This window comes from Haemophilus sp. CCUG 66565 (genome assembly GCF_001679495.1).
GTDB classification, from domain to species: domain Bacteria; phylum Pseudomonadota; class Gammaproteobacteria; order Enterobacterales; family Pasteurellaceae; genus Haemophilus; species Haemophilus haemolyticus_K.
Genome location: NZ_LZOX01000018.1, coordinates 68,435 through 94,018, shown reverse-complemented (window position 1 = coordinate 94,018; position 25,584 = coordinate 68,435). Strand labels below are relative to the sequence as shown.

Here is a 25,584-nt window from a genome sequence, read left to right as displayed (position 1 = left end):
ATTTCACCGCACTTGTTGTTTCTTAACTTACCATTCGTAGCCTACACCAACGGAGCTCACCACATCGCCTTGGGTATTTGTGCTTCCACTTAGGCGGAATAACACTTTACCGTTGTCACTTGAGCGGCTATATCCCACTGCGATAGCATTTTGTCCTTTGAAGTTTCCTGCACCCGCAGAAACCATAGATTTACCATTACCTCGCACTTGTGGTAATCCAGCTATTGCAGCAGAACCAGCAATCCCCGCTTTCAGCATTTTATTATGTTGGGTGACTTTTTGATTAATAGCCTCGACAACAGAATAAAGTTGAGAGCCGTTAATCGCATCCGTTGATGTACTGGTAATACGACCTGCTGCAACGTGCGTAATTTGACGCTCTTTACCTTCGGCACCTACGCTGACAGTTGATGTTGGATTTGTACCTGCGAATCGATAAGTTGTGCCTTGAATAGTGATACTTTCTACAGGCATTGGTTTACTTGGCGCAGATTCATTACCTAATACTACAGCACCATCAAATCCTGCATCAACAGTGACATTATTGCCTAATACCATAACATTATGTGATGCAACTTTATTCCCTGCACCAATCGCTACAGAATTATTACCTGTTACCTCATTTTTGGTGCCGATAGCAATTGAATTTGTACCGCTCGCAAAGGATTCTTTCCCTGCGGCAATTGAGTTTTCACCAATGTTAGAAAAATGATGTGTTAGTTTTTCCTCTAACTCTTTTAATGCTTTTTCTTTTTTGGCTCGCTCTTTTTCAAGCTCTTCTTTTTCTGCTTGTTTTTTTGTAAGTTCTTCTTGTTTTTGTTTTAACTCATTTGAATTTTCAGAATCGGATGGTGATTTTAAATTATCAATCTGAGATGTAAGATTTTTGATTTCTTCTTCCATCTTCTCAAATTTTATTTGAGCGTCATCTAAGGCTTTTTGGGCTTTTTCAGATTCTTCAGTTATCCCCTTAACAACATCATTGTATGGGTCATAAAGTTTCAATTTTTTAGCCCAATCAGTTAATTCTTTTGCTGTCTCGTCAGCATATTTATTCCATAATTTCTTGGTAGATTCCTTAAATTTAAATTTAATATTTTCATAATAATTTTTAGGATCGTCTTTCAGCTTAGCGATTTCTTTATATAAATTGTCTCGTTTACCTCTATTTTCTAGAGTTGGGTCTGCGATTGACTTATCATAAACAGCTATATAATCTGAAATTTTCTTAGCAAAACGTTCCACATCTTTAAGTTGATTAAGAAAGTCCTGTTTATCAAAAAGCCATTTTTCCTCAGGTGCTTCACGATCAATTAGATTATCAAAGTCATTATAAAATCTATCTACCCATTCACTTAAACGCTTCACATCCTGAGGAGTGTTAGTTTTTACTCCGTCAAAAAATTCATCAAAAAATCTTTGCGTTTGACCATAGTAAAGGTAGTGTTTTGCCTTATCTTTATCCTCAAAGCGAAATTCGACTTTCTTATTATTCTCATCATAACCCAGGTAATCGAAATCGCCTGAATGGTACTTGTGACTAGTTAATAAAAAATCACTGTGATTTATTTGATCATCACTAGCTTTTATTGGCGGAAGATAAAATACAGTATTTGCTACGTAATTTGGTTTGTAATAATTCTGAGAATTTATTTTATCAAGCTTATAAGCTTTACTTAAATCACTTATGACATTATTTTCACTTATCATTTTCAGTAGGGTAGAAAATTGCACATAACGCTCTTGTTTTTGGGATGAAAAAAAGTCATCTGTAATTCGGCTTGGTATGTTATCGATGCTTGTAATTTTTACAGGAGCTACAGAAGTTACATTTTTTAGTAAATCTGTAATGCCATCATGATCAGATGCGTATGAACTTAGATCTCTTCCAGCTCCTGTGTAAAATAAGTATTGTTTATTTCTAGATCTAATAGTATCTTTTATCTTTTCTTCGTTATATTCAAATGATCCTCTAGCGTTATCATATCCATTAACTATAATTTCATATTTATCTATACCAAATTTTTTAATTTCAGAAACATTAGGGTAATCAGCCTCAACTCGCTCTTTTAGGTCTTTTGCTAGTTTTTGTACTCCAGTTGTTCCTGCAGAATTGTCCGAAAGTTTATTCCAATCAAGTTCTTTAAGTTGTTTCAGGAATTTTATCGAAACACTTTCATCCTCTGAATAGATTGAAGGATAATGACTAGCGTATTCTTTAGCCTCTTCCCGCTCTTTGTCTAATTTGGCTAATTCTTTTTGTTTATTAGCCAAATCATTATTCAGTGAAGTAACAACTTGATTTTTTTTATCGTTAGATTGTTTGATTAAATTTGTTATTTCATTAATTCTTTTGTTCAGATCTTCAGCAGTTTTATTGCTGGCTTCAATTTTTTTATTTATATCGGAAAGTTCATTTTCTGCTTTGTTTTTATCAGCAACCGTTTGCTTTCTTTCGTTTGATTTTTCATCAAATTCTTTACGAGAAATATTGCCACCTGTTGCAACTGAATTATTACCTTGAGCCAAACCATATTTAGCTGTTACAGCATTGTTATAGCCAGTTGCAACGCCATGATCGCCTGTGACAATATTCCCTTCACCCGTTGTGGACGGGGCAGAATAGGCAAGGTTAGAAGATAAAGGCAATGTAAAGAGCAATAAGGCTACTGAGCTTTTTGCTGTAGTAAGAATTGTATGTTTTTTCAAAATATTCTCCTCAATCTTTGAACTATTTAAAATTGATGATCGACTTAATTATACATTTGTAGGGTTCTACATACTTATAAAAAGTATTCATTTTGTGATCTCGCTCATATTTTTTATTTTATTTTGAGTGAAATATAATCATGAATCATCGATTTGACAGCACGTGGTATCCTTGATACACAACAGAGTAATCGAATTCATTTCTCTCTTAATAGCTAAAAGAGTCTAGAATTTATAAGATATTTGAATATTTAGTTAGGGCAAACAAAAGTGCGGTGAAAATTCACCGCACTTTTAAGAGGTATGTTTAGTAAGATACTACCAGCTATAATGATAAATCGCTTGAATTGCATAAGGTTTGTCAAAGTTTTTACCGTCAGCACGGCTTACTTCTAAACCAAAGCGATGATTGGCAAATCCAGCATTTAAACCGACCGCACTTTCAAAACGTCCACGGCTGCTTGCGACATCAAGCGCACTGTTTGTGTAATGAATTTTGCTGCTACGGTTTTTGCTAGTAATCGCATTCACTTCTGCATAAGGCTGTAAATTCCAACCATTACTTAATGCAAAGCCTTTGGCTACACGTAAACCAATTCGAGAATACACAGAAAATAAGCTATCTTCATTCTCTTGTGATGAAATATGTGTCCACGCTAATTGTGCTTGCGGTGTGATTGTCCAATCGTTTGCAAGACTAAAGCGTTTACCTAATTCACTCGAAATCGTATAAGCATTGTAATGACGTTTTTCAGTGTGATCTGAATTAGCGTGTAAACGGCTGTATTTCATGATGTTATCTACATAAATACCGTCATCTGCAAGGTAAGCTGCATATAAGCCCACGCTATTGCTTCTTACTTTGCCATCACCGTAATAACCATTAAAATCAACGTTAGCTTGGCTGCGGCCAACAAATCCACCAACACGGAGGTTATAAGTTACAGCAGCATCAGCGCCCACTTGTACGCGATGTACGTTTTGTTTAAAGCCAGAAGTTTCACTGTCACCAGTCGAAAGTGCGGCTAATTTTTGGCGAGAATTCACATTACGAACCCATACATTACCTTTTTCACCGTTTTTCACTTCACCTAGACGCTGATGAATGCCGCTTAAATCATCTTCCACTAAAAGCAATTGTGCTTGGCGAAGAGAAACTTGTGCATTCGCTAAGTCTGAGAGTAATGGTGTACTTGGTAGAACTGGATCTGCAGGTGGTACTACTGGATTACTTGGAGTCACCACAGGATTACTTGGCGTCACCACAGGATTGCTTGGAGTTACCACTGGATTGCTTGGACTCACTACAGGGTTACTTGGAGTTACCACTGGATTGCTTGGACTCACTACAGGGTTACTTGGGGTAACGGGTGCAACAGGAGGAGTTGGAGTAACCACATTTTTAGAGTTAGCTAATACCCAATTATTTCCTTCTTTTGTTAGGAAGTATTGGTAAGCACCTAAATCTACACGATTGTTGGCATTGGTTAAGCTAAATGCTGCATTGCCGCCATTGGTTTCTACAAGTGTCACTTTTCCGTTAGCAACATTTGCACCTTGGTTAGTGACACCAATTTTATGATTACCTTCGGCAGTACCTTTAACAACGATTTTATCGCTTTTATTTTCAGCAATATTGGTATTGAGGTTAAATGTGCTAGAACCAGTGAGGTTATCTTTAATTGTTAATGTTTTATATTCAGAAGTTGGAGTAAATGTAATGTCAGAACTGTTAGCATCTAAGTTATTCAATGTGCTTGATTTATTGAAACTCCATTGGCTATTAGACATAGATAAATTGATTTCATTCTTAACTGGCCAATCTGGATTTTCAAGAATTGCGCCAGTTAGTTTGGAGTTTTTACTTGCAGTAAGGTTTAGATGATAGACTCCAGCTGGTGTAGAATTGGATGCATCATTATCTTCTGCTTCAAGAGGGAGGTTTTTATCATTAAGCGAGATTAATGCTTGAGTAGCATTTAATGTTGTATTTTCTAAATTAATTTTAACTAACTGCTCATCGCCCAATGGGAATGCGAGTAAACCATAACCTGTATTACTTTCTGAATTTTTTAGTGTTATTATTTGCGATCCGCTATCTGATGTGGTGAATAAGCCACTTTTATTGTTAAGAGTTACATTTAAACCATTAGCTATAACCGTCTGAGCCGCATTCTCATCATTTGTACCGATGTCAAAAGCAAATTGCATATCTTGATTTCCAGTAATTTGTACATTACTGATATTTGCTATATCTTCTGCACCATATAATGCGTAGGCAATATCATTCTTTCCATTCATCTTGATACTATGATTGGATGAATTGATAACAGAGGTCTTTTGAGATTCAATTGCGCTAGAACCATCGTTATTTATTTCAATATCAGCTTCTGTATTAATTTTGCCACCACGAGATTCAATCGCTGAGTTGCCACTTGAATCACCATAAGCATCAGTTATATTGTGAATTTGTGCGTAATTTTTCTCAACAATGAGTTTTGAGCCTTTTTCTAAAGTAGCAACTGCCCCCGATATATCTAAAAGTGAACTTGAAGGGTAGTCTTCTTTAAGTGTGGCATTTACACCAGATTTAATAGTAAGTTGATTATTTCTATCAGTAAGGTCAAAAATACCAAATAGTGAATCACTAGAGGCTAGTGGTTGTCCTCCATGCATGCTAGTTCCGATATCAGTTTTAGCGATATTTTGGTAGTTTCCTGGTGTAATAGTTACATTAATTGCATCACTAATTGATGTTTGTTGGTTTTTGTTGAAAGTCCAATTAGGTGATGCACCCCAAGAATACTGACATCCTGTTGAGTTTGAGCAAGTTAGATCTGTTGCCCATGCCGAATTAACTAATCCTAAAGCCACAGCCACCAAACTCACTTTAAAAGTGCGGTTAAAAATTTTATTATTTTTCATATGAATTCCTTTGGATTATAAAAAAAGCCAACTTATTGAATAAGTTGGCTTGAATTTTACTGATTTAGTAATTAACCCGCAACTGCGATACGTTTCATATCTGTCATATAACCACGTAATTCTTGACCGATTAATTCAACAGGGTGGTTACGAATTGCATCGTTTACATCGCGTAAGGTGATGTTATCGATTTCCACTGCTGGAGTTGGCTCGCCCAAGTCACCTTTTTGAAGATTAGGGATAATCTCTTTTGCAAGAATTGGGGTCGCTACGTTAGAGAATAAGTAGTTACCATATTCTGCAGTATCTGAAATTACCACGTTCATTTCATATAAGCGTTTACGCGCGATGGTGTTCGCAATTAATGGTAATTCGTGAAGTGATTCGTAGTAAGCTGATTCTTCATAAATACCGCTTGCAACCATCGCTTCAAAAGCTAATTCCACGCCAGCTTTTACCATTGCGATCATTAATACGCCGTTATCAAAGTATTCTTGTTCACTAATTTTGCCATCATATTTTGGTGCATTTTCAAAGGCGGTTTTACCTGTAGCTTCACGCCATGCGAATAAGTCTTTATCGCCATTTGCCCAGTCAGCCATCATTGTTGCGGAGAAGTGGCCGCTAATAATGTCATCCATGTGTTTGTAATATAAGAAACCAAGGCTTTCTTTGATTTGTTCAGCAAGTTCAAATGCACGTAATTTTGCGCTGTTTGATAGGCGATCCATCATTAATGTGATACCGCCTTGTTTTAACGCTTCGGTAATCGTTTCCCAACCGTATTGGATTAATTTACCTGCGTATGCTGGATCTTTACCGTCTGCCACTAATTTGTCATAACATACGATAGAACCTGCTTGTAACATACCGCAAAGGATAGTTTGCTCACCCATTAAGTCAGATTTTACTTCTGCCACGAAGGAAGATTCTAAAACACCCGCTTTATGACCGCCAGTTGCAGCAGCCCATGCTTTTGCGATCGCCATGCCTTCGCCTTTCGGGTCATTTTCAGGGTGAACTGCGATTAATGTTGGCACACCGAAACCACGTTTGTATTCTTCACGTACTTCAGTACCTGGACATTTTGGTGCAACCATCACAACCGTAATGTCTTTACGGATTTCTTCGCCAACTTCAACAATGTTGAAACCGTGTGAATAACCAAATGCAGAGTCTTTTTTCATTAAAGGCATCACATCGGCAACCACTTTAGAGTGTTGTTTGTCTGGCGTTAAGTTTACGACTAAATCTGCAGTTGGGATTAATTCTTCATAAGTACCTACTTTAAAACCATTTTCAGTTGCACGTTGGAATGATGCACGTTTTTCAGCAATTGCTTCAGGACGTAAGGCATAGCTAATATCTAAGCCAGAATCACGCATATTTAAACCTTGGTTTAAACCTTGCGCACCACAGCCCACGATAACGATTTTTTTGCCTTTTAAGAAGTTTGCTTCATCTGCAAATTCTTCGCGATCCATAAAACGACAACGACCTAATTGGTCTAATTTTTGACGTAAATTTAATGTGTTGAAATAGTTAGCCATTTTGTTGTCCTTAATTGTGTAAGGTGAATAATTGTATGATGTTGTGTTTGCATATTTTTTTGTTGTGGTTTGATTATAGGATTTTTTATGATTGCGTAAAGTGATATTATAGAAATGTAATGTTGCAGTTTTAGCAATGACTTGGATTGAAAATAGCGATTTGGATTTTATCAATGAGTTTCTTCTCTTTTTTGTAGTGCCAAATCTCCCCTACCCCTCTTTGCTAAAGAGGGGGAAATTCTTTGTAGAACGTGATTTACAGTAATTAACATCAAATATGCTAATGGGTGTGATGAATAATCTAACTGAATTAGTTATAACTCATTAACTAAAGTTTTTTATGTTGAAGAAACATTTGATTCTTTGCTTGATTTTTACGGTAATCCAAATGAAATATATAAATAAGTAATTATGATATAAAAATATAAATGAGCCAGTTTCTAGTAATTGACTAAAGAATTCCCCTCTTTAGCAAAGAGGGGGAGGGGAGATTTGGCAGTACAAAAAACGAAGAAATTAATTTTTACTATAGATAAAAAAGTTATGGAATTTAACGACCTACAAATATTCATCCACCTTAGTGACACAAAAAACTTCGCTAAAACCGCCACCCAAAACCACATGTCTCCCTCCACTCTTTCCCGTCAAATTCAACGGTTGGAGGACGAGTTAGGGAAAACACTTTTTATCCGTGACAATCGGCAAGTCAAACTTACTGAATATGGTGAGAAATTTTTGCAATTTGCTAAAACAGAATGGCAAAGCTGGCAACAATTTAAACAACAGCTCAAGGATGAATCAGATGAACTTTGCGGTGAAATTAAGCTTTTTTGCTCTGTAACCGCATCTTATAGCCATCTTCCGCACGTACTTAAAGAATTTCGCCAGCGTTATCCTAAAGTGGAAATTCAGCTGACGACGGGTGATCCAGCACTTGCATTAGAGTTGATTCAAACACAACAAGTCGATCTCGCTATTGCGGGTAAGCCGAATAATCTGCCATCGAGTGTGGTATTTCATAAAATTGATGATATTAGCTTATCTTTAATTGCACCGCGTGTGGCTTGTCTGGCGACACAATTACTGCAGGAAAAACCCATTAATTGGCAGCAAATGCCTTTTATTTTCCCTGTTGAAGGGCATGCTCGGCAGAGGATTGAACAATGGCTGCGGGAGAAACATATTAAACACCCGAAAATTTATGCTACCGTTGCGGGGCATGAAGGGATTGTTCCGATGGTTGGATTGGGATTCGGATTAGCGATGTTGCCTGATGCGGTCATTGACAATAGCCCAATGAATAACCAAATTTCCAGACTTAATCTTGATAAGCCTATCGAGCCTTTTGAATTGGTTATTTGTACCCAAAAAAGGAATCTCGAACAACCCTTAATCCGTGCATTTTGGGCGATGTTAGAATAGAATGATTGGTTGTTTAGAATAAGGATTTCTTATGTTTAAAGGTGTTCTCGTTTCATTACTTGCCTCGTTTCTATTTGGCTATATGTATTATTTTTCTACGCTGTTGAAACCTTTGAGTGGCACGGATATTTTCGGTTATCGGATGATTTTTACGTTTCCCTTTGTTGTCCTTTCCGTGTTTATGTTTAAGCAGAAAAATGCGTTGATTCATCGTTTAAAACTCATCAAAAAACAACCGCACTTGGCATTGCCCTATCTTTTTTGCGGCTTATTGATGGGGTTTCAGATGTGGCTTTTTCTTTGGGCGCCGAATAATGGCAGTTCATTGAGCGTCTCTTTTGGTTATTTGCTTTTGCCTATTGTCATGGTGGCGGCAGGTCGCTTAATTTTTAAAGAACGTATTTCAACGTTCAAATTTATTGCAGTCGTGATTGCCGCATTGGGCGTAATTTCTAATATCGTGCTAAAAGGTGGGCTTTCTTGGGAAGCTATTGTGATTTGTGTTGGCTATACCACCTATTTTTCTGTTCGAAAAGCATTAAAAAATAGTGATCTCGCTTCTTTTTGTTTAGAGATGTTGAGCCTAATCCCAATTAGCATTTATTTTGCGTTGCAAACAAATTTCGCTGTGGTTGAACAAAGTAATCCTAATATTTGGGGGCTGCTTGTGTTGCTTGGATTAATTAGTGGCACCGCATTGATAGCTTATGTCATTGCCAGCAACATGTTACCGATGAATTTGCTTGGCTTACTTGGTTATGTGGAAACCATAATGATGGTTTTCGTGTCGTTTTTTATCGGTGAACAAATTGATGCCGAAAGTTACCCTCTTTTTATTTGTTTAGTGCTCGCTATGATTCTTGTTGTGATTGATGGCGTGTACAAACAGCACGCAAAAGGAAGTTTATAAATGTCATATAAAGAAATTACGCCACAACAAGCATGGGAAATGGTTCAGCAAGGGGCGGTGTTAGCCGATATTCGCGATGATGCCCGCTTTACCCTCTCGCACCCTAAAGGTGCTTTTCATTTAACGAATCAAAGTTTTTTGCAATTTGAAGAGTTAGTAGATTTTGACTCCCCTATCATTGTGAGTTGCTATCATGGCGTGAGCAGTAAAAATGTAGCGACCTTTCTAGTGGAACAAGGCTATGAAAATGTGTTTAGTATTATTGGTGGATTTGATGGCTGGTGTCGAGCAGAATTACCTATTGAAACCGCTTATTAATGTTTACCCATATTCAAGCATAAAAATTATGACAAGAAATGATAAATAGCATTGATCATCTTTTACATATCCGTAGACTATAGCCACTAATGTGCAACGATAATACCTAGTAGCATTTAAGCATGAATAAAAAACCTCTAAAACTCACCGCACTTTTTCTTTTTTTTCCTAGCCTAGTTGCTTTAGCTGAACAAACGGTGGATATTGAAATTCAAGGTATCCGTGGATTTCGTGCTATTCGTAATACTGATCTTAATGTTCAACTCATCAATAAAGAAGAAATGGATGGCTCAGAACGTTATCAACACTTAGTAAGTAAAGCCGTAGATCGCGGCTTGCGGGTATTCGGCTATTATGAATCTTCCGTGCGTTTTGAACGAAAACAGCGTCAAGGCAAACGTGATTTATTGATTGCTCATGTTACACCTGGCGAGCCAACAAAAATTGCGGGCACTGATGTGCAAATTGAAGGGGAAGCCGCACAAGATGAAAATTTTGATGCGTTACGTAAAAACTTGCCAAAAGAAGGCGTTTTGGTTGAACATCAAACTTACGATGATTACAAAACAGCGATCTCACGTTTAGCATTAAATCGTGGATATTTTGATGGGGAATTTAAGATTTCACGTTTAGAAATCAGCCCTGAAACCCACCAAGCATGGTGGCGAATGTTATTTGATAGCGGTGTTCGTTATCATTATGGCAATATTACTTTTAGTCATTCACAAATTCGGGATGATTACTTAAATAATATTCTTAATATTAAATCTGGTGATCCGTATTTAATGAATAACTTATCGGATTTAACCAGCGATTTTTCATCTTCAAATTGGTTTAGTTCAGTATTAGTTCAACCTAATGTTAATCATAAAAACAAAACTGTGGATGTGGAGATTATTCTTTATCCACGTAAAAAAAATGCGATGGAACTCGGTGTGGGCTTTGCAACTGATGGTGGCGTGCACACCCAAATTGGTTGGACAAAACCTTGGATTAATAGCCGTGGACATAGTTTCCGCACTAATCTTTATCTCTCTGCCCCAAAACAAACTTTAGAGGCAACTTATCGAATGCCTCTACTTAAAAATCCATTAAATTATTACTATGATTACTCTGTCGGTTGGGAAGGTGAAAAAGAGAATGATACCAATACGAGAGCGCTTACATTGTCCGCGTTACGTTATTGGAACAACGCGCATGGCTGGCAATATTTTGGCGGACTTCGTGCGCGATACGACAGTTTTACACAAGCCGATATAACCGATAAAACTTTCCTCCTTTATCCAACGGTCGGATTTACTCGCACCCGATTACGTGGCGGTTCTTTTGCTACTTGGGGCGATGTACAAAAAATTACTTTTGATGTGGGTAACAAAGTTTGGTTATCGGAAGCTTCTTTCGTAAAAGTGCAAGCCTCTAGCGCATGGATTCGTACTTATGCGGAAAATCACCGTATCGTTGCTCGTGCTGAAGTTGGGTATTTACATACAAAGGAGATTGAAAAAATTCCGCCCGCACTTCGTTTCTTTGCTGGTGGCGATCGCAGTGTGCGCGGTTACGGCTATAAAAAAATTGCGCCTAAAAATAAAAACGGAAAATTGGTTGGTGGCTCGCGATTACTTGCGGGTTCTTTAGAATATCAATATCAAGTTTATCCGAATTGGTGGGCGGCAACCTTCGCAGATAGTGGATTAGCAGCCAATGATTACACAACTAAAGAATTGCGTTATGGCGCAGGCGTTGGTGTTCGTTGGGCATCACCAGTGGGCGCGATTAAATTTGATATTGCCACCCCGATTCGTGATAAAGATAACAGCAAAAATATTCAATTTTACATCGGACTTGGTACAGAAATTTAAGGTGAATTTATGACAGAACAAATACAACCATCAGAAACTTCACCAAAATCACCTGAGCAACCTAATAAAAAACACTGGGTGCGCAAGGCTGTTTGTATCGGAAGTGCGGTCATTTTGGTGCCTGTTTTAGGTGTTGTTGGGGCGCTTTCTTTCGATGCGGGGCAAAGAAGTTTAATTCAACTTGCCGATAAAATGCTTGATAGTTTTTCCGTTGAGCAAATTGAAGGCGGATTACAAAATGGCTTAGTGCTCAATAATGTTCATTATCAAACCGCTGGGATTGATACTCATATTGCACAAGCACGTTTACAGCTTGATTTCGGTTGTTTGCTTTCACGTGAGGTTTGTTTACGCGATTTCACCCTTAATAAACCGACGATTGCGATTAATACAGCATTACTGCCTCCATCAACGCCTGATGATTCAAAGTCTGGCCCGATGAAACGTATTTCCTTGCCAATTGGTATCAATGCAGAAAATTTGGTGGTGCAAGATTTATCCGTAAATGTTGATCAGACTAATCTTACTCTCAGTCATTTTAAAAGTGCGGTAAGTTTAAATAATGAAAAAGGCTTAACTATCGCGCCGACTGAAATTAACGATATTTCAGTTATTTCAAAAAAATTGCCTGAAGTTAAATCAGAGCTAAAAGCCGAACAGCCGAATAAGCCTGTAGATTGGGATGCGATTGAGCAATCTTTAACGCCTGCTTTTTTAGGCAATGTATCAGAAATAATTCTTCCTTTTGATTTACACATCCCCGCGATTAAAGGCAAAAACTGGCATTATCAAGCGGTGAATGAAAAAGGTGAAACACTTCAATCTATTGAAATCCCAAGCCTGATTGCACAGGCGGATACCGTCGATAACCAACTGCAATTACAAAAATTAGCGATAGAAAGCTCGTTGGGTAATCTTTCTTCACAAGGTAAATTACAACTTGATGGCGATATGCCACTAGATTTAACTTTAAAATCCCATTTGGAGCCGTTGAAATCCTCTGGAAAAGAAATTTTGCCAGCGAGTGATGTCGATCTTAAGCTTTCGGGATCATTGAAAAAATCCACCGCACTTTCTTTGAAAACAAAAGGCGTATTAGATGCTGAACTGAATGGCGAAGTGCAATTAGCACAAGACAAAATGCCCTTAAACCTCACATTAAATGTGGCAAAAGGACAATATGCTTTTGTAAACACAATGGCGCCACTTAAAATTAATGATGTAACACTTAAGCTCACGGGGGATTTACTGAATTATCACGCTGAACTTAAGGGTGGCGTAGATGGAATGGATTATATTCCCGCATCTCAAGTAGACCTTAATGCCGACGGCAAACTTTATGAAGTAATCGTCAATAAATTGGGGATAGCTTCGTTAGATGGTAAAAGTGAATTTGTGGGGGCTGCAAACTGGAAAGAGGGCGCAAACTGGGATGTACAAGCCGATTTAGAAAAAATGAATATCGGTTTTTATGTACCTGTCATGCCTGCAACACTATCTGGCAAATTGTATTCGCGTGGTTTTGCAGGCTCTCAAGGCTGGCAGGTGGAACTGCCAGTAGCTGATTTAAATGGAACACTGTCTTCAAAACCCATTAGTTTAAAAGGCTCTGCAACACTTAATCAAAATGTACTTCTAACAGTACCTGATTTGCAGGTTAGATATGGTGAAAATCATCTTAACGCAAGAGGGGTATTAGATGACCATTCTGATTTTATATTAGATGTTGATGCACCGAATTTGCGTGGTTTATGGTCTGATTTAAGCGGTAATGTGAAAGGGCATGCGGCTATTTCTGGTCAGTTCACCAATCCAAACCTTGATCTTGATTTAGTCTCGTCTAATTTACACTTGCAAGGTTTACAATTATCTAAAGTGAGTGCGAAAGGGAATATCAAAAGCAATCCTTTAGCTAAAGGGCAATTCAATGTTAAGGCAGAGCAACTTCATTACGGTGAAAGTGTTAAACTCCGTTTACTTGATCTCGCCTTATCTGGCGATGAACAAAATCATTTGTTAACGCTTAAATCCCAAGGTGAGCCTGTTGCTGCAAATTTACAAATTAACGGTCATTTTGACCGCACTTTAGAACAGTGGAAAGGCACACTTTCCCAAGCAAAACTCGATACACCTATTGGTGATGTAAAATCTAACCAAGCTATTACGGTGTCTTACGATCACAAACAAACACAAGCCAATATTGCTTCACATTGCTGGAAAAACACAGATGTAGAGTTATGTTTTCCACAATCTTTCAATGTGGGCAAGCAAGGGAATATTCCTTTCCAATTTAAACGTGTTAATTTGGATTTAGTTAATAAACTTATCGAACAAGATAGCCTCAAAGGCAACTTACAAGCGCAAGGTAATGTTGCTTGGTTTACGGATAAACCATTCCAATTTAGCGCAAAAGTAGATGGCAATCACTTAACTTTCTCTCAAAAATTGGATTACCGTACGTTTAAATTGGATATTCCAAAATTAACACTTAACGCCGACATTCAAAATAACAATTTGGTTTTAAAAACAGACATCAATGTGCATAACCAAGGCAGGATTGTAGGCGATATTCATTTAAATGACCTGGCTAAAAATCGTCAACTTGGCGGAACCCTTGCGATAGAACGACTAAACTTGTCTATCGCAAATCAGCTACTTACTAGTGGTGAATCAGTGAATGGCGAGGTAGTTTCGAAGTTGAGTTTCGGTGGGAATTTAGAGAAACCATTATTAAATGGCGACTTCAATATTCGCAATATTCGTACCAAATTAAAATCTATGCCAGTCAATATTACAGATGGCGATATTGCCGTACATTTCCACGGTAATAATTCCACTTTACAGGGCAAAATTGAAACTAGCGATAGTCGTTTAAATTTAACTGGCCGAGCAAACTGGGCGAATATCGAACATTGGACAACAGAATTAAATGCTCAGGCAAATAATTTCAACGTGGATATTCCTTCTATGGCGAAACTACGTTTCAGTCCAAATATCACGGTAAAAGCGAATCCGAAAGAATTGAATTTAAGCGGGACAGTGGATATTCCTTGGGCGCGAATTAGAATTGATAGCTTACCAGATACTGCTGAGCCAGTGAGCGAAGATGAAGTTATTTTAAATGGCCCTCATAAGAGCAAAGAAGAACTGATTAAACGTGAATTTGCGGCAAAAACAAAATCAGGCATGGATATTCGTTCTGATTTACGCATCAATATTGGTAAAGACGTCAGCCTTGATGCTTATGGTTTGAAAACCAATCTTGATGGTTTACTTTCTGTGAAACAAGACAGGGGAAATTTAGGTTTATTCGGGCAAATTAATTTAACTAAAGGACGTTATGCATCTTTTGGACAAGATTTATTAATTCGAAAAGGACAAATTAACTTTTCAGGCCAACCGTCACAACCGATGTTAAACATTGAAGCGATTCGCAATCCAGAAGCAATGGAAGACAGCAAAATTACTGCTGGTGTTAGAGTAATAGGTACGGCTGATAGACCTGATGTCACCATCTTTAGCGAACCAAGCAAACCACAAGATCAAGCACTTTCTTATTTATTAACCGGTCGTTCATTAGAAAATAGTGGTGAGGCTGGATCTAGTGGTTCAGTGGGGGCAGCGTTACTTGGCCTAGGGCTTTCAAAGAGCGGTAAATTAGTGGGAAGTATTGGCGAGGCTTTTGGTATCCAAGATTTAAACCTTGGCACATCGGGTGTGGGTGATAAATCCAAAGTAACCGTCAGCGGAAACCTCACTAACCGCTTACAAATAAAATATGGTGTGGGATTATTTGATGGCTTGGCAGAAGTAACCTTACGTTACCGCTTAATGCCACAACTTTATTTTCAATCCGTTTCTAGTACAAACCAGGTGTTTGACTTACTTTATCAATTTGAATTTTAGGAATTTTATGAATAACGCAATATTACCCTCACAACATCGTGGTAATGTCCGTGAAATTGCAGCAATTGATCTTGGCTCAAACAGCTTTCATATGATTATTGCACGTATTGTGAATGGTTCTATTCAAGTCCTTTCTCGCTTAAAACAAAAAGTGAGGCTAGCAGAAGGATTAGATGAAAATGCCGTACTCAATCAAGAAGCAATTACTCGAGGAATAAACTGTTTGGCATTATTTGCAGAACGTTTACAAGGTTTTCCGATGGAAAATGTTAACGTCGTCGGTACCTATACATTAAGACGCGCGGTCAATAATGATGAATTCTTACGTCAGGCGGCCCGCGTTTTCCCATATCCAATAAATATTATCAGTGGGCAAACAGAAGCCAAAACAATCTATGCTGGCGTATGTCATACCCAGCCAGAAAAAGGCCGTAAACTGGTAATTGATATCGGTGGTGGCTCAACAGAAATGATCATAGGGGATGACTTTACCCCGCTTATTGCAGAAAGTCGCCATATGGGTTGTGTCAGCTTTGCCACTCAATTTTTCAAAGATGGAATTATTTCAGTAGAAAATTTCCAACGAGCCCGTCAAAGTGCGGTAAATAAAATCGAAGATTTAGGTTTTGAATATCGTAAACTTGGCTGGCAATCTGTACTGGGCTCCTCAGGAACTATCAAAACTGTTTCTCAGGTTATTTCCTCCACTATTGATCCTAATGGTATTATCACCACAGAACGATTAAATACCCTTATCTCTCAAACGCTACGGGCAGGTCATTTCACTTCACTGAATATCAATGGCTTAAATTCTGATCGCGTAGATGTGTTTGTACCTGGACTGGCTATTTTAAGTGCTGTATTTGAGGTATTTAATATTCAACAGATGCGTTATTCTGATGGAGCACTACGTGAAGGTGTTATCTATAGCTTAGAAAAAAACTTTCAAGTTGCTGACATTCGTGCACGCACAGCTTGGGGATTAAGTGAACAATTTAATATAGATCAAGCACAGGCTCACCGTGTTGCTGACAGTGCAAATTTATTAAGTGCTCAATATCAACATTGGCAATCTCAAGCATATATTGAAGAAATGCGAGAAATCCTGCTTTGGGCTGCTCGCCTGCATGAAGTAGGTATTGTCATCAATCACAAAAGTTTGCAAAAACATTCTGCTTATATTTTACAAAATATCGCACTACCTGGTTTTGACCGTGAACAGCAACGTTTACTCACCACCCTCGTTAACTGGCATATTGGTCACCTCAAGCCAAACGAATTTCTTCGATCTTCTCGTTATCATGAACAAGATATCATCACGCTTATACGCATTCTCCGTCTTGCGGTAATTTTCAATAAATCACGTCAAGCCACGGAAAATCTAAAAACGTTCACCTTTCAAACTCAACGATCTGACAATAATTGGCTCTTAACGCTTGAAGAAGGTTACTTAGAACGAAACCCATTAATATGGAATGAATTAAGAATTGAAAGCAATCTTCTAAAAGATTTAGAAATGGGACTAATCTTTAATTAATCCTGTCTTACTAACTATATAAAATAAGCTTTTGAGATAAAATCACAAAAGCTTATTTTTTATCTTCACTATTCCCAGTGGCTCGATATAAATGCAAAAAAGTGCGATGAAAACTCACCGCACTTTTCTCTTACTTGTCTCTTAGACTATTTCGCTACATCTATTATTTGATGATTTTCGCTACAACGCCCGCACCAACTGTACGACCACCTTCACGGATTGCGAAACGTAAACCTTGGTCCATCGCGATTGGGTGGATTAAGCTTACTGTCATTTTGATGTTATCGCCTGGCATTACCATTTCCACGCCTTCTGGTAACTCGATTGTACCAGTTACGTCAGTTGTACGGAAATAGAATTGTGGACGGTAACCTTTGAAGAATGGAGTATGACGACCACCTTCATCTTTTGATAATACGTACACTTCTGATTCGAAGTCAGTGTGTGGCGTGATTGAACCTGGTTTCGCTAATACTTGACCACGTTCGATTTCTTCACGTTTTGTACCACGTAATAATGCACCGATGTTTTCACCTGCACGACCTTCGTCAAGTAATTTACGGAACATTTCAACACCCGTTACAGTAGTTTTCGCTGTTGGTTTGATACCTACGATTTCTACTTCATCACCAGTACGGATGATACCACGTTCTACACGACCTGTTACTACTGTACCACGACCTGAGATTGAGAACACGTCTTCGATTGGAAGAAGGAACGGTTGGTCAATCGCACGCTCTGGCTCTGGGATGTAAGTATCTAAATGGTTTGCTAACTCAAGGATTTTTTCTTCCCATTCTGCTACGCCATTTAATGCTTGTAATGCAGAACCACGTACGATTGGTGTATCGTCACCTGGGAAGTCATATTGAGATAGAAGTTCACGAACTTCCATTTCCACTAATTCTAATAACTCTTCATCATCTACCATGTCGCATTTGTTTAAGAATACGATGATGTATGGAACACCTACTTGGCGACCTAATAAGATGTGCTCACGAGTTTGTGGCATTGGACCATCAGTTGCTGCTACTACTAAGATAGCACCATCCATTTGTGCCGCACCAGTAATCATGTTTTTTACATAGTCAGCGTGTCCCGGACAGTCAACGTGTGCGTAGTGACGAGTTGCTGTATCGTATTCAACGTGTGAAGTGTTGATGGTGATACCACGCGCTTTCTCTTCTGGCGCGTTATCGATTTGGTCAAATGCGCGAGCTGCACCACCGTAGTGTTTAGATAATACGGTGGTGATTGCTGCTGTTAAAGTTGTTTTACCGTGGTCAACGTGGCCGATTGTACCCACGTTTACGTGCGGTTTTGTACGTTCAAATTTTTCTTTAGACATTTAAAGAGTCCCTCTAAATAGACACGGTTATCGATGGGTAAATTAAACCACATTAACCAATAAAATTGTTTGCTATAATTGAAGGAAGAGAGAAATGAAGGATGGTGCTGATAGGCGGATTTGAACCGCCGACCTCACCCTTACCAAGGGTGCGCTCTACCAACTGAGCTATATCAGCGTTTGGAGCGGGCAGCGGGAATCGAACCCGCATCATTAGCTTGGAAGGCTAAGGTAATAGCCATTATACGATGCCCGCAAGTCCTAAATTCGTCTGTCCCATCAGGATTCATCTAAAAGATGGTGGAGGGAGAAGGATTCGAACCTTCGAAGGCTGAGCCAACAGATTTACAGTCTGCCCCCTTTGGCCGCTCGGGAACCCCTCCACGCTAAATGAATACTTGATACGAAGGAATGGTGCCGACTATCGGAATCGAACTGATGACCTACTGATTACAAGTCAGTTGCTCTACCTACTGAGCTAAGTCGGCGTGTCGTAAGCAAGTGAGGCGTATTATATGGAAAAAACTTTTCCTGACAAGTGTTTTTTCTAAAAAATTTATTTTTTTTGTCTATTCGTTTAAATCACAAGCAAAAATGTGATTTTTTAGTCAGAAATCATGAAGTATGCTGAAAAATCAATGCGAAATTTCATGTTATAGAGTATATTTTCTCGCATTTATTTCACGATAAAATCACTACATCATGGAATTTTCAAATCAATTAACCCCGTTTTTAAGCTTCAATCGCACACAGTGGGCTGAATTACGTAAATCCGTTCCGTTAAAACTCACAGAGCAAGATCTTAAGCCTCTCCTAGGTTTTAACGAAGAACTTTCACTGGATGAAGTCAGCACAATTTATTTACCCCTGACACGCTTAATTAATTATTACATCGATGAGAATTTACGTCGCCAAACGGTATTACATCGATTTCTCGGCAGAAACAATACTAAAATTCCCTATATTATCAGTATTGCTGGCAGTGTGGCTGTAGGGAAAAGCACATCTGCACGGATATTACAGTCCCTTCTTTCCCATTGGCCAACAGAGCGAAAAGTTGAACTTATTACTACTGATGGCTTTCTCTATCCACTTGAGAAACTCAAGCAAAATAATCTGTTACAAAAGAAAGGGTTTCCCATTTCCTATGACACGCCCAAACTCATTCGCTTTCTTGCTGATGTAAAATCGGGTAAAAGAAACGTTCATGCACCAATTTATTCTCACCTGACATACGACATTATTCCCAATAAATTTGATGTTGTCGATCAACCGGATATTCTCATTTTAGAAGGATTAAATGTGCTACAAACAGGCAACAATAAAGCAAATCAAACCTTCGTGTCTGACTTTGTTGATTTCTCCATCTATGTTGATGCAGAAGAACATTTATTAAAAGAATGGTATATCAAACGATTTTTAAAATTCCGTGAAAGTGCCTTTACTGATCCTAATTCTTATTTCAAGCACTATGCAAAGTTATCAAAAGAAGAAGCCATTGCCACAGCAAGCAAAATTTGGGATGAAATTAATGGATTAAATCTTAATCAGAACATATTGCCAACACGAGAACGAGCCAATTTAATTCTAAAAAAAGGGGAAAATCACGAAGTAGAATTGGTGAAGCTAAGAAAATAAAAAAGTGCGGTGAATTTTCACCGCACTTTTAGGATTTATTCATGATGGGAAAATCCCATCATGGACGATTATGCCATTACCATTGGTAACCTACGCCAACTCCGGCACCGACATCACCACTGGTGTTTGCGTTACCTTGAAGTTTAAAGATCACCTTGCCATTATCGCTTGCACGAGAGTAACCAACCGCTAAAGCATTTTGACCTTTGAAGGTACCAGCTGCTGCGGCAACCATTGATTTACCTGGTGTATAAACCTGTGGTAACGCAGCTGCTGCATTTGCACCAGCGATACCAGCACGAGCCTCTTTGCCATATTTATTGACTTTTCTGTCTAGGCGGTTAAGTTCACCTGCATGATTGTTAATAACCTGACTAAGATTATTCACTTGAACATTAGTTGCATGTAATTGGCTACCATTTACAGCATCTGTTGAGGTGTTAGACACAACACCTGCTGCAACATTTTGAATTTGCGCTTCGTTACCTTTGCTGCCTACGGAAACGACACGGGTGGCGTCGCTTGGTTGGCCTGCAACAGTTGCCGAAGGATCCAGACTGTAAGCACCGGTATGTGCTTTACCTGCCTGCGCACCTGCTCCGATTGCGACAGAGCCTTTGGCTGCTTCCGGTTTGACTGCGGCACCGTTGCCGATGGCAACTGCATCTTCAACGGCAGCGTTGCTGTTTCCGCCGATTGCCACACTGTTTGGTCCGGTTGCTTTCGCAGCTTCGCCGGTAGCGTTTGCTTTGAAGTAGTCGTTGCCTACGGTTACGGTCATCTTGCCGTCTTTAACATCGCCTTTCACGGTAATGCCTGTGTTTGGCTCAGCTTTAAAGTCAACTACATCCGCATTTTTCACAGGTGCGGCTTTGTTGTTGTCGGAGGTTGAAACGACCCAACCCAGGTTTTGCGCATCTTTGACGGTCATTGCGTTTCCAGCATTTGAGTTGGCTAAATCAACCAAACCATTTTTCGCCTGATCAACTGGTTTGTCCGTTGCCGGTGTAGCCGGTTTTTGTTCTACTGCACCGGTATTCGGCTTGCCATTGGTCAAGTCGCTCGGTTTGTAGTATTTGTCGTCTACTTTTACGATCTGCTCACCGGCATCGTTATAGGCGATGGTATTTGCACCTTTTGGCACGCTTAACTTGCTGGTGTCTACATCTACAGAAACCGTTGTGGTATCCACGCCGTTAGCATCACGTTTAGTTACTGCTCTAATCGTAGTACCTTTACCATCTACAAAGTTAACCACATCATTAGGCGTTACTTTTTCAGATTTCGCCGGATCTTTTTCTTCTTTGTCTTCAGCTTTTTCTACGGTTGTTTTACCGTTTTGTTGAACAAAGAAGCCCGATTTGTTTACTGTTTGGTCGAGTTGGTCTTTATTTACCGCTTGATCAGGTTTTTCAGCCCAGCCTACATTATTTAATTGAACGCCGTCTTTACCTTTCACAATCGAATCTTTATTCTCAGGTTTTGCTGCATCATAACCTTTTGGTGTAGCTTTTACTTCGCCTGTCTTAGGATCTGTTGTGTAAGTATAAACATCCTCATTTTTATATGGGGTAGTAGCGTTTGACTTACCATCAGCTAAAGTTGCCCCTGTCTTCACTGGTTTTTGAGCTTCAGGCGCTTTGCCGTCGGTCGGTTTCAACGTACCGTCTGCATTAACATCGGCTGCTTTATACCAGTTACCATCATTCGCTTGTGTTAAATTATCACCAGCTGCATTTTTCACGTTTGCGTAATTAATAGGCAAATCAGTGTCAAATTTCACCACGGTTGTGGTTTGTTTGTCACCTTTAGCATCGATTTTATCAACAGTCGCAGTTTTTACTGTGATACCTTTGCCATCTGCAAAACGAACTTCATCATTCGGATTAACTTTTTCATCCTTATTTTCGAATTTGTCGTTTGCAAGGGCATCTTTCGCTTTCCCTACAGTCCAACCGGATTCTTGGATTGCTTTGTAAACCGTGTTGCCGTTAACAAAGTTGTCACCTTTATCTACTGCTACTGTTTCCGTTGGTTTTTTGGTATTAGTCACATTACCGTTATCATCTACAGTATAGTCAGAAGGTTGTGCATTCGGTTTCTCTTTTCCTGTTTTCGGATCGATGCTGTCTTTGTCGTAAAGCTTGCCGTTGACATTGACGTAAGTCTTATCGCCGATTTTATATTCGCCCGCTTTAACCACATCGCTCTTTTCCAACTCGATGTTGATATTGCGGATGCCGGTCTCATCGTCGGTGTTACCCGTTACTTTAATACCGTTTTTGCCGTTGAAGCGAACTTGGCGTGCATTGGTTACGTTATCGGCATAATCATTACCATTAGCAGAAACCACCCAGCCCATTTTATTCGCATCGGCAACGGTTAGGGCATTGCTGCCTTTGGAACCTTCCAAATTAGCCAAGCCTGTAGCTGCTTTTTCATACGGGTCTTTCTCTGCTTCTGTTGCTGGAGTTTTTGTCTCATCTGGTTTTTTAGGTACACCATTTTCAACGTTATCTTGAGCATAGTATTTATCCCCGATTTTGACTAACGGGTTGCCGTCTTTGTCGAAGTCGTAAGTATTCGCACCCGGTGCCACGTTGGTTAAGGTTACGTTATCGCCCGCTTTGCCTGCTTCGGTGTTGTCTGGGTTGTTCATAGAAGCGATAACATTGGTTACAGCCGGATTGGACGGGGTGCCGTCTGCACCAAAAGTCGTACCTTCAGGGTAGTATTTGCCGTCAGGGTATTTCACGACTTTATTGCCTGATGCATCGGTATAAACCACAGGGAAGGCATCACGTAAGCCGGAAGCGACTGCATAAAGTTGCGAACCGTTAATCGCATCGGTCGAGGTAGAAGAAATCTCACCCGCTGCAACGTGTTTGATTTGGCGTTCGCCGTAAACGGTAGCGCCGTCTTTATCTGTAGTTGCCGCACCGATAGAAACAAAACGGCCTTGCAATTGATTATCTGCTTTTTCAGCTTCAGAGCCATCTGTTTTGGTTGCGCCCAAGTTGCCTTTGAAACCGCTGTACACCATACCGTTTACATTGGCGGAGTTGACTTTTTTCACGGTCGGGCCGCCGTCGCTGTTGTTACCCAACACTACGGCATTTTCACGTTTTTCTGGCGTGTTGCCTCTAACGCTGACGTTATTACCCAGCACCATTACGTTGTTTGTCCATACGCGGTTGTTATAACCAACAACGAATGAACCTTCACCACCGTTAGGCGTAGCAGAAGCAGAATTCGGGCCTGAAACCTCGTAATTCATTTGACCCACTCTATTTTTAGCACCAAATGCCCCTGCGTTTTTGGCCCTTACTATGTTGTTGTAACCAACGGCAGTAGAGTTTTCTAAAGCAACCAGGCTGTCTGAACCTACGGCAGTTGCATTAGATGCATTAGTAGTGAAGTATCGAGCTGCGCCCTCACGTGTAACCTTGTCTGACTCACCTGCACGGGTATTAGTACCGATTGCCACTGCATTAGGTGAGATACCGTTTACTTTAGCCTTGTGACCTACTGCGGTAGAGCTGTTAGATGCAGTTTCGGAAGATGCGCCGATTGCGATGGCATTGGTTGCATTCTTGCCGGCATAGCTTTTCTCAAAAGCTGTTTTAGCAGCATCGTGTGCGGCTTTACCGTCAGTTCGTGCTTTGTCTGCTGTTGTAAACGCAGTATTTGCGTTTTCTAATTCAGCAATCTTGTTGTTCAGGTTTTTCGCCAAGGCAACAAGATGGGCCAATCTTTCGTTTTTCCCGCCAACCTGTGTATCAGTGATATCGGCAAATTTTTGAATGTCCGCTTTTTTAGCAAGGACTTTTGCAATATTGCCATCTGAGGTGTCTACGGCTCTTGCAAATTCATTCGTCAGCGTTTCCAGCTCTTCAAAGCTGTGGCCTGCCGTTTGCAAGGCGGTTTTGAACTCAGCGGCATGTTTGTATAAAACGCCATCTTGCGTATAGTTATCATGGAATATTCTTAGATTGGTCGAAAGGTCGGCAACGATAGTTTTGAGCGCGCCGGCATTGGCTTTTGCATTTTCAGCCGTTTTGTCCAAATTGGCGTATGTCTCGTATGCCTTACGGTAATCCGCATAAGCTGTTTTGATGCCGTCGACAGATGCTTGCGCGACACCGGCTGTTGCTCCGGTACCGAATGCGATATTGTCGTTGCCTGTGGCAATAGAGTTTGTGCCTAAGGCAGATGAATTGTTGCCGATGGCCATCGTGCTTTTTTGGTAGGAGGCTCCGGGAGATGCGTTATTTACGCCGCCACCTGCATCTGCAGAACCCAATGCCAATGCTTGCGCGCCATAGCTGACGGCATTTTTACCAATCGCAGTAGAGCGGAAATTGCCGGCAAATGCATTGTATCCGACAGACAGGCCGTCATCCGTTACAGTATGTGCATTGGCACCAACTGTAACCGCACGGTTTGCACTGTTCCAGCCGGACATTGCGCCATCACCGATAGTTACGGCATTGTCGCCCTTACTGAAAGCATTAGGGCCTACCGTAACTGTATTTTTACGAACTGAGCTGGCTTTAAAACCCATTGCAATGCTGTTCTCATTACTTGCATTGGAACCGGAGCCCAAGGCTACTGTGCCGACGTGATTGGCATGAGCAATCGAGCCGATGGCGACGCCGCCTTTTTCACCGCCGCCGGATGCCATGGAATTGGTACCAACTGCTATAGCTTCAGGGGAGACGGTGCTGGAATTTGTGCCGATGGCAATGCTTTTTTCCCAGTCTGCTCTAGCGCTGTTACCGATGGCAATGATATTTTCACCACTTTGATAAGTTGCGGAATTTTGATTGCGCATAGCGCTTGCTTCACGGCCGATCACAATGGCATTACTTGCCGTTGCAAGTGTACGCGTACCGATTGCAATCGAATTGTGGAAAGTGTCTGTTTCGGCATTGCCGTTAACTTTGGGCTCGATACGCGCCTGTGCACCGATGGCAATACCATTTGAATTGAAATCTGTCGGGAGCTGTCTCAGAACTTCGGCGCTCGGACCGATGGCTACCGAGTTAGCAGTTTCTGCTTTTGCCTTTCTTCCGGCGGCAATCGCATTTTTACCGAGTGCTTGCGGTTTTTCGGCGTCCGAAACGGAGGAGCCTACAGCCGCATCATTAGATATCGCGATTAAATTATCAGCAGCTGTATGTTCTGCAGCATATACTCCAGTAGAAAAAAGTGCGGTAGAAATTACGGCTAATTTTATAGATTTTGATTTGCCTTTGGCTGATGCCAATTCACCTACAGCAGTCCAAGTTTGGGTGGCATGATTCCAAATTACTTTGAAAATGTTGTTCATTCAGTTTTTCTCCTAAAATTGAATAGATAAATGTCAGTCCATTGCTCGACTTGTGAAAAATAGTAGATAAACGACTAAATACTACCTACACCTTGCAATTTTAAATTGTCGCAGGGATTTTACAGACTAT

At 40.0% G+C, this 25,584-nt stretch carries 12 protein-coding genes and 4 tRNA genes; 7 read left to right on the top strand and 9 right to left on the bottom strand.

What is annotated here, in order from left to right; genetic code table 11:
- Positions 1–27: 27 nt before the first annotated feature.
- From A9501_RS09435 to ilvC, 3 genes are all read right to left on the bottom strand, one after another.
- Positions 28–2,709 carry a YadA-like family protein gene (locus tag A9501_RS09435; protein WP_065265695.1) on the bottom strand — a complete coding sequence of 894 codons (2,682 nt, stop codon included), beginning with the start codon at positions 2,707–2,709 and terminating at the stop codon, positions 28–30.
- A gap of 318 nt (positions 2,710–3,027) precedes the next feature.
- Positions 3,028–5,634 carry an autotransporter outer membrane beta-barrel domain-containing protein gene (locus A9501_RS09430; RefSeq protein WP_065265694.1) on the bottom strand — a complete coding sequence of 869 codons (2,607 nt, stop codon included), beginning with the start codon at positions 5,632–5,634 and terminating at the stop codon, positions 3,028–3,030.
- Between the two features lie 71 nt (positions 5,635–5,705).
- A complete protein-coding gene (gene ilvC, locus A9501_RS09425) occupies positions 5,706–7,184 on the bottom strand; it encodes a ketol-acid reductoisomerase (protein WP_049364180.1) in 1,479 nt (492 codons plus the stop codon).
- A gap of 543 nt (positions 7,185–7,727) precedes the next feature.
- On the opposite strand from ilvC, the gene ilvY reads away from it, so the two are divergent.
- The 6 genes from ilvY (at position 7,728) to ppx (ending at position 17,136) form a co-directional block, all read left to right on the top strand.
- Positions 7,728–8,606, top strand: a complete 879-nt coding sequence (ilvY, locus tag A9501_RS09420) for an HTH-type transcriptional activator IlvY (protein WP_065265697.1) — start codon at positions 7,728–7,730, stop codon at positions 8,604–8,606.
- Positions 8,607–8,637: 31 nt separating this feature from the next.
- Positions 8,638–9,516 (top strand): EamA family transporter RarD, encoded by an 879-nt coding sequence (gene rarD, locus A9501_RS09415; protein WP_065265693.1) that lies wholly within the window; start codon positions 8,638–8,640, stop codon positions 9,514–9,516.
- Positions 9,517–9,834 carry a thiosulfate sulfurtransferase GlpE gene (gene glpE / locus A9501_RS09410; protein ID WP_065265692.1) on the top strand — a complete coding sequence of 106 codons (318 nt, stop codon included), beginning with the start codon at positions 9,517–9,519 and terminating at the stop codon, positions 9,832–9,834.
- Between the two features lie 122 nt (positions 9,835–9,956).
- Complete coding sequence (tamA, locus tag A9501_RS09405) at positions 9,957–11,693, top strand: autotransporter assembly complex protein TamA (RefSeq protein ID WP_065265691.1); 1,737 nt, start codon at positions 9,957–9,959, stop codon at positions 11,691–11,693.
- 9 nt (positions 11,694–11,702) lie between these two features.
- The gene (tamB, locus tag A9501_RS09400; protein WP_065265690.1) at positions 11,703–15,599 is read left to right on the top strand and encodes an autotransporter assembly complex protein TamB; all 3,897 of its coding nucleotides are present in this window, start codon (positions 11,703–11,705) and stop codon (positions 15,597–15,599) included.
- Between the two features lie 7 nt (positions 15,600–15,606).
- Entirely contained in the window at positions 15,607–17,136 is a 1,530-nt protein-coding gene (gene ppx / locus A9501_RS09395) for an exopolyphosphatase (RefSeq protein WP_065265689.1), read from the top strand.
- A gap of 163 nt (positions 17,137–17,299) precedes the next feature.
- Here the strand turns inward: ppx and tuf are convergent, their stop codons facing one another.
- The 5 genes from tuf to A9501_RS09370 all read right to left on the bottom strand — a co-directional run bounded on the left by tuf (position 17,300) and on the right by A9501_RS09370 (position 18,972).
- Positions 17,300–18,484, bottom strand: coding sequence for an elongation factor Tu (gene tuf / locus A9501_RS09390; RefSeq protein WP_005636071.1), 1,185 nt, complete (start codon positions 18,482–18,484; stop codon positions 17,300–17,302).
- 102 nt (positions 18,485–18,586) lie between these two features.
- Positions 18,587–18,662, bottom strand: a tRNA-Thr gene (locus A9501_RS09385).
- Between the two features lie 3 nt (positions 18,663–18,665).
- Positions 18,666–18,740: transfer RNA gene (locus A9501_RS09380), tRNA-Gly, on the bottom strand.
- 42 nt (positions 18,741–18,782) lie between these two features.
- Positions 18,783–18,867, bottom strand: a tRNA-Tyr gene (locus A9501_RS09375).
- Positions 18,868–18,896: 29 nt separating this feature from the next.
- Positions 18,897–18,972: transfer RNA gene (locus A9501_RS09370), tRNA-Thr, on the bottom strand.
- A gap of 214 nt (positions 18,973–19,186) precedes the next feature.
- Here A9501_RS09370 and coaA point away from each other — a divergent pair.
- Positions 19,187–20,122 carry a type I pantothenate kinase gene (gene coaA / locus A9501_RS09365; RefSeq protein WP_065265688.1) on the top strand — a complete coding sequence of 312 codons (936 nt, stop codon included), beginning with the start codon at positions 19,187–19,189 and terminating at the stop codon, positions 20,120–20,122.
- Between the two features lie 76 nt (positions 20,123–20,198).
- Here coaA and A9501_RS09360 read toward each other — a convergent pair whose 3' ends face one another.
- Entirely contained in the window at positions 20,199–25,454 is a 5,256-nt protein-coding gene (locus tag A9501_RS09360) for a YadA-like family protein (RefSeq protein ID WP_065265687.1), read from the bottom strand.
- Between the last annotated feature and the right edge of the window lie 130 nt (positions 25,455–25,584).